Below are 11,855 nucleotides of genomic sequence, written 5' to 3'. Positions count from 1 at the left end.
ATGCTTTGCGTAGCGACACTGATGCCACTACTATCGTTCCACTTTTCCCAGACAATAACGACAGCCTGATGCCAAAATTACGCCTGATCGGATTAACTATACTTGCACTTAGCGCCACTGCCGTCTCGCACGCCGAAGAAAAGCGCTATGTTTCTGACGAACTGAACACTTGGGTCCGCAGTGGTCCGGGGGATAATTATCGCCTCGTGGGCACAGTTAACGCGGGCGAGGAAGTAACCTTATTACAAACTGACGCCAACACCAATTATGCCCAGGTGAAAGACAGCTCCGGCCGTACCGCCTGGATCCCGTTAAAAGAACTTAATACCGAGCCAAGCCTGCGCACTCGTGTACCGGTGCTGGAAAATCAGGTCAAAACGCTGACCGATAAGCTCACCAATATTGATAACACCTGGAATCAGCGCACTGCTGAAATGCAGCAAAAAGTGGCGCAGAGCGACAGCGTGATCAACGGGTTAAAAGAAGAAAATCAGAAGCTGAAAAACGAACTGATTGTCGCTCAGAAAAAGGTCGATGCCGCCAGCGTGCAGTTAGATGACAAACAGCGCACCATCATCATGCAATGGTTTATGTATGGCGGCGGTGTACTGGGTCTTGGCTTGCTGCTCGGACTGGTATTACCGCACCTGATCCCAACGCGCAAACGCAAAGATCGCTGGATGAACTAAATCGCCTTCTTCGTTGCACTGTCTTATTATTAGGAATTGTGTATTTGACGAAGGGAAGATGGCGTGAAGATTTATCTGGTCGGTGGTGCGGTACGGGATGCATTGTTAGGGCTACCGGTCAAAGACAGAGATTGGGTGGTGGTCGGCAGCACGCCACAGGAGATGCTCGACGCGGGCTACCAGCAGGTAGGCCGCGATTTTCCTGTTTTTCTGCATCCGCAGACGCATGAAGAGTATGCGCTGGCACGTACCGAACGGAAATCCGGCTCCGGTTACACCGGTTTTACCTGCTATGCCGCACCGGATGTCACGCTGGAAGATGATCTTAAGCGTCGTGATCTGACCATTAATGCGCTGGCCCAGGACGATGACGGCGAGATTATCGACCCGTACAACGGTCTGGGCGATCTGCAAAATCGTCTGTTACGCCATGTTTCCCCCGCTTTTGGCGAGGATCCGCTACGCGTGCTGCGCGTGGCGCGTTTTGCTGCGCGTTATGCCCACCTCAGTTTTCGTATTGCTGATGAAACCCTGGCGCTGATGCGCGAGATGACCCACGCGGGCGAACTGGAACATCTTACGCCTGAACGGGTGTGGAAAGAGACGGAAAGCGCCCTCACCACCCGCAATCCACAAGTGTTCTTCCAGGTGCTGCGCGATTGTGGCGCACTGCGCGTTTTATTCCCGGAAATTGACGCCCTGTTCGGCGTTCCGGCCCCCGCCAAATGGCATCCGGAAATCGACACCGGGATTCATACCTTAATGACACTCTCCATGGCGGCGATGCTAAGTCCGCAGGTCGATGTCCGTTTCGCAACGTTATGCCACGATCTCGGTAAAGGACTGACGCCGCCAGAACTTTGGCCACGTCATCATGGACATGGCCCGGCAGGTGTTAAGTTGGTGGAACAACTATGTCAGCGTCTGCGCGTGCCAAATGAAATTCGCGATTTAGCCAAACTGGTGGCTGAGTTTCACGATCTCATCCACACCTTCCCAATGCTGAACCCGAAAACCATTGTTAAATTGTTTGATTCCATTGACGCCTGGCGTAAGCCGCAACGTGTAGAGCAATTGGCGCTGACCAGTGAAGCAGACGTGCGCGGCAGAACCGGTTTTGAATCGGCGGACTACCCGCAAGGCCGCTGGTTGCGCGAAGCCTGGGAAGTGGCGCAGTCAGTGCCGACAAAAGCCGTCGTTGAAGCAGGATTTAAAGGTGTAGAGATTCGTGAAGAGCTAACCCGACGGCGGATTGCGGCGGTAGCCAGCTGGAAGGAACAACGTTGCCCAAAGCCTGAGTGAGTGTTGGGAATTTTGCCGGATGCGACGTGAACGCCTTATCCGGCTACATGTCAACGACGGTTGTAGGCCAGATAAGACGCGCAAGCGTCGCATCAGGCGAAGATTGCCGGATGCGGCGTAAACGCCTTATCCGGCCTACGCAATCTACGCAATCGTGGACAATTCCAGGCATCCGACACTATTCTTCACATCAAAAGAACACGACGTACACCGCAGCCGCCACAATAAAGCGATAAATGGCGAATGGGATAAACGAAATCCGCTTAATTAATTGCAGGAAGGTTTTAATCGCTATCAGCGCCACTACGAAGGCAGTGATAAACCCAACAGCAAACATCGGGATATCGCCGGTTGTCAGGAAGCCCCAGCTTTTGTAGAGATCAAGCGCCGTTGCGCCCATCATCATCGGCACCGCCAGCAGGAACGAGAACTCAGAAGCCGCGTAACGGCTCACCCCCATCAGCATCCCACCTGAAATGGTCGCCCCGGAGCGAGAGAATCCCGGCCACAGCGCCAGACACTGGAAGCAGCCAATCATAAACGCCTGGCGATAGGTCATATCATCCAGACCCGGCGCACGCGGCTCTTTCGGCTTCAGGCATTCGGCGGCAATCAGCAACAAACCGCCGACAACCAGCGCATACATGACATTTATCGGGTTAAACAATGATTTAATCATGTCGTGGAACAACAGTCCCAGCACCACCGCTGGGATCATCCCCAGCAAAATGTGGATCAGCGTTAAACGACCTTTGCTTTCTCCTTCGTGCTGCAACGGGCGTCCAAAGTGAATGCCAATCAGACCAAACAGACGCCGCCAGAACATCACTACTACCGCCAGAATTGATCCTAACTGGATCACGACTTCAAAGGTTTTCGCCGTGTCGCCCTCAAACCCCAACAAGTGACCGACAATAATCATATGGCCCGTGCTGGATACCGGCAGAAATTCTGTCAATCCTTCGACCACACCCAATATTGCCGCTATCAGCAGCGAGTGCATATCGCTCATCAATAAACCCCTAAATTATTAAAATGTACCGCTTGTCCGAACTACTGCAGTATGACCAGGATATAACCGTTTGGTTTAACAGCTGTAAAATTAATTATTTTCTTTCAGATTATTGCCACGCTCAATGATTACGCCAACATTCGCCGCCCGCGCCACTGCGCCTGGCTTGCTAAGTTTGATGCGAACCCACGGCGAATTAAAGCGAGTTAACAGCAGTTCCGCCACCTCTTCCGCCACGCGTTCCACCAGTGCAAAACGCGCCCCCTCGACGTGGCTGACCACCGTTTCTGCAATGTCAGCGTAACTGAGGCAATCCGCCACATCATCACTTTTCGCCGCTTTACGGTTATCCCACGCCATTTCGATATCGAACACCAGCTTCTGTTCGATGGTCTGTTCCCAGTCGTAAACACCAATAGTGGTGATTACCGAAAGTTGCTCTATAAATACAATATCCATCACGTCCTGCCTGCTTTTTGGCTAACCGGATACCACTTCCGGCGAAATGTGCGTATTATCCACAGATTCATCGTTGAACACGAATTTTCAAAACGGAACAGCTTATGAGTGCAATCGCGCCTGGAATGATCCTCATCGCGTACCTCTGCGGCTCCATTTCCAGTGCCATTCTGGTTTGCCGCCTTTGTGGCTTGCCCGACCCGCGAACCAGCGGCTCCGGTAATCCTGGCGCGACCAACGTTTTACGCATGGGTGGCAAAGGGGCAGCCGTAGCAGTGCTGATCTTTGACGTCCTAAAAGGTATGTTGCCTGTCTGGGGAGCATATGAATTAGGCGTCAGCCCATTTTGGCTGGGATTAATTGCGATTGCCGCCTGTCTTGGACACATCTGGCCCGTTTTCTTCGGTTTTAAAGGGGGAAAAGGCGTTGCCACCGCTTTTGGCGCTATTGCTCCGATCGGCTGGGATTTAACGGGCGTGATGGCGGGGACTTGGCTGCTTACCGTGCTATTGAGTGGATATTCGTCGCTGGGGGCGATTGTCAGCGCGCTGATTGCTCCGTTTTATGTCTGGTGGTTCAAGCCTCAATTCACCTTCCCGGTTTCGATGCTCTCTTGCCTGATCCTGCTGCGTCATCATGACAACATCCAGCGTCTGTGGCGTCACCAAGAGACAAAAATCTGGACGAAATTCAAAAGAAAGCGTGAAAAAGATCCCGAGTGATTTATGACGAGCCTACATAACCTGATAGCCCTCGTCAGGTTTACCCAGCCGTTGCTGGCACCACGCCGCCAAAAATTCCACGCAGACACGTAATTTCATGCTGCGATAGAGCGGCTCCCGGTAAACAGCCCAGATATTGGCGCTTTGTGCATACTCCGGCAATACTCGCACCAGTTTGCCACTCTCCAGAAACGGCAAAACATCCCACTCGGAACGCAGCATAATCCCTTTGCCCTCCAGCGCCCATTGCAGCACAATCTCGCCGCTGTTGGAGGAAAGATGCCCACTAACCTTCACCGACTTTTTCTCCTGGCCGTTCCCTAACTCCCATATTCCGTGGGTCATGTCACGCTCTTTAGTCACCAGACAGTCATGGCGACTTAATTCCTGTAATGATTGTGGCGGGGAATATTTTTTCAGATACTCAGGTGCTGCGCATAATATTCTTCTATTTTTCGTCAACAGATGCGCAATATAATAATCAGGAATGTCATCATTAATACGAATATCAAGATCAATATTATCCTGCACTAAATCAATTTGCCGATCGAACAATTCAAAATACACCTGTAATTCAGGGTAATTGCGCATCAGTTCGGTAATGGCTGGCGCAATATAACTGCGCCCAAAGCCAAAGCTGCAACCAATACGAATCATCCCCTCCGGGCGCGTTTTGATTTGCGTGACGTCATCGACCAGTCGCTGATATTGGGTGAGGATTTCCAGCGCATGTTCGTAACAACGTTGGCCACTTTCAGTCAGTGCCACGCCTCGGGCAGAGCGGTTCAGCAGTGTGGTTGCCAGCGTATTTTCAAGGATTTGGATCCGCTTGGTGACAAATGCAGGCGTTTGCCCAAGCGTTGCCGCAGCGGCGCTAAAACTCCCGCTATGGACGATTTCCACCAGTACCTGCAAGTCTTTGGCTAAAGGCCAGCTATTTAGCATTGTTAAATATCCGCAGTTTTGATAAACGCAGTGTATTTCGCAAAACATTGCCATTCCCTGCTCTGGCGCAATATTCGTTCTTATTTTCGTGTTGATTAACGAACTGTTAATTACATATTCACGGCGGCAAAAAATATAAAACCACATTTTTAGTGGTAGTTTGTGACGGTGAATTTTTCCAGACAAATACAGAAACTGGAGTTGCCATGATGAGCGAAAGTAATAAGCAACAGGCAGTGAATAAGCTGACGGATATTGTCGCTAACTTTACCGCTATGATATCTACCCGGATGCCTGATGACGTGGTGGATAAACTAAAACAGCTAAAGGATGCCGAAACATCGTCGATGGGAAAAATCATCTACCACACGATGTTCGACAACATGCAAAAAGCGATCGACCTGAATCGTCCTGCCTGTCAGGACACCGGGGAGATTATGTTCTTCGTTAAAGTCGGTTCCCGTTTCCCGCTGCTTGGCGAGCTGCGAAGCATTCTTAAGCAAGCTGTGGAAGAAGCAACCGTCAAAGCGCCACTGCGCCACAACGCGGTGGAAATTTTTGACGAAGTGAACACCGGCAAAAATACCGGCAGCGGCGTACCGTGGGTTACCTGGGACATCATTCCCGACGGTGACGATGCGGAAATCGAAGTTTACATGGCTGGCGGCGGCTGCACACTGCCTGGTCGCTCGAAAGTATTAATGCCTTCGGAAGGCTACGAAGGCGTAGTGAAATTCGTCTTTGAAAATATCTCTACTCTCGCTGTAAACGCCTGTCCGCCAGTACTGGTAGGCGTGGGCATCGCCACCTCAGTGGAAACCGCCGCCGTGCTCTCGCGTAAAGCCATTTTGCGCCCGATTGGCAGCCGCCATCCTAATCCAAAAGCGGCAGAGCTGGAGGTACGCCTGGAAGAAGGACTCAACCGTCTGGGGATTGGTCCACAAGGGCTGACTGGCAACAGTTCAGTGATGGGCGTACATATCGAATCTGCCGCCCGCCATCCGTCAACCATCGGCGTTGCTGTTTCTACAGGCTGCTGGGCGCATCGTCGCGGCACACTGCTGGTTCATGCCGATCTCACCTTTGAAAATCTGTCTCACACCCGGAGCGCGTTATGAAAAAGATCCTGACAACCCCGATCAAAGCTGAAGATCTGCAAGATATTCGCGTCGGCGATGTGATCTACCTGACCGGTACACTGGTGACCTGCCGTGACGTTTGTCACCGCCGCTTGATCGAACTGAAACGTCCGATCCCTTACGATCTCAACGGCAAAGCGATTTTCCACGCTGGCCCCATCGTGCGCAAAAACGGCGACAAATGGGAGATGGTGTCCGTTGGCCCGACAACCAGTATGCGTATGGAAAGTTTTGAACGTGAGTTTATCGAGCAGACCGGCGTGAAACTGGTGGTTGGCAAAGGCGGAATGGGGCCGCTGACCGAAGAGGGCTGTCAGAAATTCAAGGCGCTGCATGTGATTTTCCCGGCTGGCTGCGCGGTACTGGCAGCAACTCAGGTGGAAGAAATTGAAGAGGTGCACTGGACAGAACTCGGGATGCCGGAGTCGTTGTGGGTCTGCCGGGTCAAAGAGTTCGGCCCGCTGATTGTCTCTATAGATACCCACGGAAACAACCTGATAGCCGAAAACAAAAAGCTGTTCGCCGAACGCCGCGAGCCCATCGTGGAAGAGATCTGCGAGCACGTCCATTACATCAAATAACCCTCACGGAGAGGCTCGCCCCCTCTCCTTTTTCGCAGGCATAACACGATGAAACCTTCCACTGAATGGTGGCGATACCTTGCGCCGCTGGCGGTCATCGCCATTATTGCTCTAATTCCGGTTCCCGCAGGGCTGGAGAGTCATACCTGGCTCTACTTTGCCGTTTTTACTGGCGTGATCGTTGGGCTGATCCTCGAACCCGTGCCGGGTGCCGTGGTGGCGATGGTGGGTATCTCCATCATCGCCATTCTCTCTCCCTGGCTGCTGTTCAGCCCGGAGCAGCTCGCCCAGCCAGGTTTTAAATTCACCGCCAAATCTCTTTCCTGGGCGGTTTCTGGTTTTTCTAATTCGGTTATCTGGCTGATTTTCGCCGCCTTTATGTTTGGCACTGGCTATGAAAAAACCGGTCTTGGACGTCGCATCGCGCTGATTCTGGTGAAAAAGATGGGGCATCGCACACTGTTTCTCGGCTATGCGGTGATGTTCTCCGAGCTGATCCTGGCACCTGTAACACCGTCCAACTCGGCGCGCGGTGCGGGGATTATCTATCCCATCATCCGTAACCTGCCGCCGCTCTATCAATCACAGCCGAACGACAGCAGTTCGCGCAGTATTGGCTCGTACATCATGTGGATGGGGATTGTTGCCGACTGCGTGACCAGCGCCATTTTCCTGACGGCGATGGCACCAAACTTGCTGTTAATTGGACTGATGAAAAGCGCATCTCACGCCACGCTGAGTTGGGGCGACTGGTTCCTCGGGATGTTGCCGCTCAGTATTTTACTGGTTCTGCTGGTTCCCTGGCTGGCTTACGTACTGTACCCGCCGGTATTGAAGTCTGGCGATCAGGTGCCGCGCTGGGCAGAGACGGAACTGCAGGCAATGGGCCCGCTCTGTTCGCGTGAAAAACGGATGCTGGGGCTGATGGTGGGCGCGCTGGTGCTGTGGATTTTTGGCGGTGATTATATCGATGCCGCGATGGTCGGTTACAGCGTAGTGGCACTGATGCTGCTTCTGCGCATTATCTGCTGGGACGATATTGTCAGTAATAAAGCGGCGTGGAACGTTTTCTTCTGGCTGGCTTCGCTTATCACCCTCGCTACCGGACTCAACAACACCGGTTTTATTAGCTGGTTTGGCAAACTGTTAGCAGGCAGCTTAAACGGTTATTCGCCGACGATGGTGATGGTGGCGTTGATTGTGGTCTTTTATCTGCTGCGCTACTTTTTTGCCAGCGCCACGGCGTATACCTCCGCCCTCGCACCGATGATGATTGCCGCCGCGCTGGCGATGCCGGGAATCCCGCTGCCGGTGTTCTGCCTGATGGTTGGCGCGGCAATTGGTCTGGGGAGCATTCTTACGCCATACGCCACCGGACCCAGCCCGATTTACTACGGTAGTGGTTATCTGCCAACGGTGGATTACTGGCGACTGGGGGCGATTTTTGGGCTGATATTCCTCGTGTTGCTGGTGATTACCGGCTTGCTGTGGATGCCCGTGGTGTTGCTTTAAGAAAGGAAGGTGCCGGAAGAGACTATCCGGCACCTGATAGTTTTACGCAGCCGGTAACTCCGCCAGCGGCCAGCGCGGGCGCACGCTAACGCCGAGATCCGCCGTCGCGCCTGCTTTAAACCGCACCATTCCGGCATAGGCGATCATCGCGCCGTTATCAGTACAAAATTCTGGACGCGCGTAGAACACTTCTCCACGGCGTTTTTTCATCATTTCCGCCAGTTTCGCCCGCAGCGTGCGGTTAGCACTCACGCCGCCTGCCATTACCAGTCGCTTAAAGCCCGTCTGATCCAACGCACGCTTACACTTAATCATCAACGTATCGACCACCGCATCTTCAAAAGCACGGGCGATATCAGCACGCGTCTGGTCGTCGGTGCCGTTGTCACGAATCGTGTTCGCGGCGAAGGTTTTCAGGCCAGAGAAGCTGAAATCCAGCCCCGGACGGTCGGTCATCGGGCGCGGGAAGACAAAGCGCCCGGCAGTACCCTGAGCCGCCATTTTCGACAGTAACGGCCCGCCAGGATAATCCAGCCCCAGCAGCTTTGCTGTTTTATCAAACGCTTCACCAGCAGCATCATCGATAGACTCACCGAGCAGCTCGTACTGACCAATGCCAGTCACGCTGATTAACTGCGTATGACCGCCGGAAACCAGCAGCGCGACAAACGGAAATTCTGGCGGGTTATCTTCCAGCATCGGCGCTAACAGATGCCCTTCCATATGGTGTACCGGGATCGCCGGAACGTCCCAGGCAAACGCCAGAGAACGCCCCACGGTCGCGCCAACCAGCAGCGCACCGACTAATCCAGGACCTGCGGTATAGGCCACAGCGTCAATGTCTTTTGCCGTTAAACCAGACTCCTTCAGCGCTGCCTGGATCAACGGTACGGTTTTACGCACGTGATCGCGGGAAGCCAGTTCAGGCACGACGCCGCCGTAGTCAGCGTGCAATTTCACCTGACTATACAATTGGTTGGCTAACAAACCTTTTTCATCGTCGTAAATGGCGATGCCAGTTTCATCGCAGGAAGTTTCAATACCCAGTACACGCATGACTTGTTTTACCTCGCTTTATTACCGCGCAGTGTAGGACCAATGCGGGTTGATGTAAAACTTTGTTCGCCCCTGGATAAAGCCTCGTGTATACTCCCCACCCTTATAAAAGTCCCTTTCAAAAGAGGCCGCGGTGCTTTACAAAGCAGCAGCAATTGCAGTAAAATTCCGCACCATTTTGAAATAAGCTGGCGTTGATGCCAGCGGCAAACCGAATTAATCAAAGGTGAGAGGCACATGCCGGTAATTAAAGTACGTGAAAACGAGCCGTTCGACGTAGCTCTGCGTCGCTTCAAGCGTTCCTGTGAAAAAGCAGGTGTTCTGGCGGAAGTTCGTCGTCGTGAGTTCTATGAAAAACCGACTACCGAACGTAAGCGCGCTAAAGCTTCTGCAGTGAAACGTCACGCGAAGAAACTGGCTCGCGAAAACGCACGCCGCACTCGTCTGTACTAATTCCTCGAGAGCGTTGCTCTCCGATCAGACCGAGTTGTAGTTGTAAGGCCGTGCTTCCGAAAGGAATGCGCGGCTTATTTTCGTTTATGAATTGCTAAAAATCGGGGCCTATGGCTGGACGAATCCCACGCGTATTCATTAATGATCTGCTGGCACGCACCGACATCGTCGATCTGATCGATGCCCGTGTGAAGCTGAAAAAGCAGGGCAAGAATTTCCACGCGTGTTGTCCATTCCACAACGAGAAAACCCCGTCATTCACCGTTAACGGTGAGAAACAGTTTTACCACTGCTTTGGATGTGGCGCGCACGGCAACGCGATCGACTTCCTGATGAACTACGACAAGCTCGAGTTCGTCGAAACGGTCGAAGAGCTGGCGGCAATGCACAATCTTGAAGTGCCATTTGAAGCAGGCAGCGGCCCCAGCCAGATCGAGCGCCATCAACGGCAAACGCTTTATCAGTTGATGGACGGTCTGAATACGTTTTACCAACAATCTTTACAGCAACCTGTTGCCACGTCTGCGCGCCAGTATCTGGAAAAACGCGGATTAAGCCACGAGGTTATCGCCCGCTTTGCGATTGGTTTTGCGCCCCCCGGCTGGGACAACGTCCTGAAACGGTTTGGTGGCAATCCAGAAAATCGTCAGTCATTGATTGATGCGGGTATGTTGGTCACTAACGATCAGGGTCGCAGTTACGATCGTTTCCGCGAGCGGGTGATGTTCCCTATTCGCGATAAACGCGGTCGGGTGATTGGGTTTGGCGGGCGCGTGCTGGGCAACGATACCCCCAAATACCTGAACTCGCCGGAAACTGATATTTTCCATAAAGGCCGCCAGCTTTACGGTCTTTATGAAGCGCAGCAGGATACCGCTGAACCCAATCGTCTGCTTGTGGTCGAAGGCTATATGGACGTAGTTGCGCTGGCGCAATACGGCATTAATTACGCCGTTGCGTCGCTGGGTACGTCAACCACTGCCGATCACATACAGCTGCTGTTCCGCGCAACCAACAATGTCATTTGCTGTTATGACGGCGACCGCGCAGGTCGCGATGCCGCCTGGCGAGCGCTGGAAACGGCGCTGCCTTACATGACAGACGGTCGTCAGCTACGTTTTATGTTTTTGCCTGATGGCGAAGACCCTGACACGCTGGTGCGCAAAGAAGGTAAAGAGGCGTTTGAAGCGCGGATGGAGCAGGCGATGCCGCTCTCCGCATTTCTGTTTAACAGCCTGATGCCGCAAGTTGATCTGAGCACCCCAGACGGGCGCGCGCGTTTGAGTACGCTGGCACTGCCATTGATATCGCAGGTGCCGGGCGAAACGCTGCGAATATATCTTCGTCAGGAATTAGGCAATAAGTTAGGCATACTTGATGACAGCCAGCTTGAACGATTAATGCCAAAAGCGGCAGAGAGCGGCGTTTCTCGTCCTGTTCCGCAGCTAAAACGCACGACCATGCGTATACTTATAGGGTTGCTGGTGCAAAATCCAGAATTAGCGACGTTGGTCCCGCCGCTTGAGAATCTGGATGAAAATAAGCTCCCTGGACTTGGCTTATTCAGAGAACTGGTCAACACTTGTCTCTCTCAGCCAGGTCTGACCACCGGGCAACTTTTAGAGCACTATCGTGGTACAAATAATGCTGCCACCCTTGAAAAACTGTCGATGTGGGACGATATAGCAGATAAGAATATTGCTGAGCAAACCTTCACCGACTCACTCAACCATATGTTTGATTCGCTGCTTGAACTGCGTCAAGAAGAGTTAATCGCTCGTGAGCGCACGCATGGTTTAAGCAACGAAGAACGCCTGGAACTCTGGACATTGAACCAGGAACTGGCGAAAAAGTGATTTAACGGCTTAAGTGCCGAATAGCGATCGGGAAGCCCCCGACAGCCGCACTGAGAGGCAGCGGCAAATATATAAGTACGCCCTCGTAATTATCGTTGGCGGTAAACAGCCGTTGGATTTCAGCGTTAA

12 protein-coding genes are annotated in these 11,855 nt (G+C 52.7%); 8 read left to right on the top strand and 4 right to left on the bottom strand.

Annotation, left to right across the window (positions count from 1 at the left end; genetic code table 11):
* Positions 1-68: 68 nt before the first annotated feature.
* A complete protein-coding gene (locus tag FEK50_RS08050) occupies positions 69-689 on the top strand; it encodes a TIGR04211 family SH3 domain-containing protein (RefSeq protein ID WP_130210468.1) in 621 nt (206 codons plus the stop codon).
* Between the two features lie 63 nt (positions 690-752).
* Positions 753-1,991 (top strand): fused tRNA nucleotidyltransferase/2',3'-cyclic phosphodiesterase/2' nucleotidase/phosphatase Cca, encoded by a 1,239-nt coding sequence (cca, locus tag FEK50_RS08045; RefSeq protein WP_131162533.1) that lies wholly within the window; start codon positions 753-755, stop codon positions 1,989-1,991.
* A gap of 190 nt (positions 1,992-2,181) precedes the next feature.
* Here the strand turns inward: cca and bacA are convergent, their stop codons facing one another.
* Together bacA and folB are read right to left on the bottom strand one after the other, a co-directional pair.
* A complete protein-coding gene (gene bacA / locus FEK50_RS08040) occupies positions 2,182-3,003 on the bottom strand; it encodes an undecaprenyl-diphosphate phosphatase (RefSeq protein ID WP_130210446.1) in 822 nt (273 codons plus the stop codon).
* 90 nt (positions 3,004-3,093) lie between these two features.
* Positions 3,094-3,462 carry a bifunctional dihydroneopterin aldolase/7,8-dihydroneopterin epimerase gene (gene folB, locus FEK50_RS08035; protein WP_010347879.1) on the bottom strand — a complete coding sequence of 123 codons (369 nt, stop codon included), beginning with the start codon at positions 3,460-3,462 and terminating at the stop codon, positions 3,094-3,096.
* Between the two features lie 104 nt (positions 3,463-3,566).
* Here folB and plsY point away from each other — a divergent pair, with 104 nt between their 5' ends.
* A complete protein-coding gene (plsY, locus tag FEK50_RS08030; RefSeq protein ID WP_130210442.1) occupies positions 3,567-4,184 on the top strand; it encodes a glycerol-3-phosphate 1-O-acyltransferase PlsY in 618 nt (205 codons plus the stop codon).
* A 12-nt stretch (positions 4,185-4,196) separates the two neighbouring features.
* On the opposite strand, the gene ttdR is transcribed toward plsY, so the two are convergent.
* Complete coding sequence (gene ttdR / locus FEK50_RS08025) at positions 4,197-5,129, bottom strand: L-tartrate utilization transcriptional activator TtdR (RefSeq protein WP_130210440.1); 933 nt, start codon at positions 5,127-5,129, stop codon at positions 4,197-4,199.
* A 206-nt stretch (positions 5,130-5,335) separates the two neighbouring features.
* Between ttdR and ttdA the strand changes: the two genes are divergently transcribed.
* The 3 genes from ttdA to ttdT are packed head-to-tail and all read left to right on the top strand — an operon-like array spanning position 5,336 to position 8,361.
* Positions 5,336-6,247: a L(+)-tartrate dehydratase subunit alpha gene (gene ttdA, locus FEK50_RS08020; RefSeq protein ID WP_130210438.1), complete on the top strand. Its 912-nt coding sequence runs from the start codon at positions 5,336-5,338 to the stop codon at positions 6,245-6,247.
* The gene (gene ttdB / locus FEK50_RS08015; RefSeq protein ID WP_021559517.1) at positions 6,244-6,849 is read left to right on the top strand and encodes a L(+)-tartrate dehydratase subunit beta; all 606 of its coding nucleotides are present in this window, start codon (positions 6,244-6,246) and stop codon (positions 6,847-6,849) included. The genes ttdA and ttdB overlap by 4 nt, the downstream gene beginning before the upstream one ends.
* Before the next feature lie 48 nt (positions 6,850-6,897).
* Entirely contained in the window at positions 6,898-8,361 is a 1,464-nt protein-coding gene (gene ttdT / locus FEK50_RS08010; protein ID WP_131162534.1) for an L-tartrate/succinate antiporter, read from the top strand.
* Between the two features lie 42 nt (positions 8,362-8,403).
* Here ttdT and tsaD read toward each other — a convergent pair whose 3' ends face one another.
* A complete protein-coding gene (gene tsaD, locus FEK50_RS08005; protein WP_001264352.1) occupies positions 8,404-9,417 on the bottom strand; it encodes a tRNA (adenosine(37)-N6)-threonylcarbamoyltransferase complex transferase subunit TsaD in 1,014 nt (337 codons plus the stop codon).
* 237 nt (positions 9,418-9,654) lie between these two features.
* On the opposite strand from tsaD, the gene rpsU reads away from it, so the two are divergent.
* The gene (gene rpsU / locus FEK50_RS08000; protein ID WP_001144069.1) at positions 9,655-9,870 is read left to right on the top strand and encodes a 30S ribosomal protein S21; all 216 of its coding nucleotides are present in this window, start codon (positions 9,655-9,657) and stop codon (positions 9,868-9,870) included.
* A gap of 110 nt (positions 9,871-9,980) precedes the next feature.
* Positions 9,981-11,726, top strand: coding sequence for a DNA primase (gene dnaG / locus FEK50_RS07995; protein ID WP_131162535.1), 1,746 nt, complete (start codon positions 9,981-9,983; stop codon positions 11,724-11,726).
* Positions 11,727-11,855 lie beyond the last annotated feature (129 nt).

Source organism: Escherichia sp. E2586 (assembly GCF_005781105.1).
Lineage (GTDB): Bacteria > Pseudomonadota > Gammaproteobacteria > Enterobacterales > Enterobacteriaceae > Escherichia.
This window is presented reverse-complemented; position numbering and strand designations above follow the sequence as displayed.

Excerpts from the sequence above, each read along its gene's own strand:
- FEK50_RS08050 (WP_130210468.1), top strand. The coding sequence starts at position 69 with ATGCCAAAATTACGCCTGATCGGATTAACTATACTTGCACTTAGCGCC.
- bacA (WP_130210446.1), bottom strand. The coding sequence starts at position 3,003 with ATGAGCGATATGCACTCGCTGCTGATAGCGGCAATATTGGGTGTGGTC.
- folB (WP_010347879.1), bottom strand. The coding sequence starts at position 3,462 with ATGGATATTGTATTTATAGAGCAACTTTCGGTAATCACCACTATTGGT.
- plsY (WP_130210442.1), top strand. The coding sequence starts at position 3,567 with ATGAGTGCAATCGCGCCTGGAATGATCCTCATCGCGTACCTCTGCGGC.
- ttdR (WP_130210440.1), bottom strand. The coding sequence starts at position 5,129 with ATGCTAAATAGCTGGCCTTTAGCCAAAGACTTGCAGGTACTGGTGGAA.
- ttdA (WP_130210438.1), top strand. The coding sequence starts at position 5,336 with ATGATGAGCGAAAGTAATAAGCAACAGGCAGTGAATAAGCTGACGGAT.
- ttdB (WP_021559517.1), top strand. The coding sequence starts at position 6,244 with ATGAAAAAGATCCTGACAACCCCGATCAAAGCTGAAGATCTGCAAGAT.
- ttdT (WP_131162534.1), top strand. The coding sequence starts at position 6,898 with ATGAAACCTTCCACTGAATGGTGGCGATACCTTGCGCCGCTGGCGGTC.
- tsaD (WP_001264352.1), bottom strand. The coding sequence starts at position 9,417 with ATGCGTGTACTGGGTATTGAAACTTCCTGCGATGAAACTGGCATCGCC.
- rpsU (WP_001144069.1), top strand. The coding sequence starts at position 9,655 with ATGCCGGTAATTAAAGTACGTGAAAACGAGCCGTTCGACGTAGCTCTG.
- dnaG (WP_131162535.1), top strand. The coding sequence starts at position 9,981 with ATGGCTGGACGAATCCCACGCGTATTCATTAATGATCTGCTGGCACGC.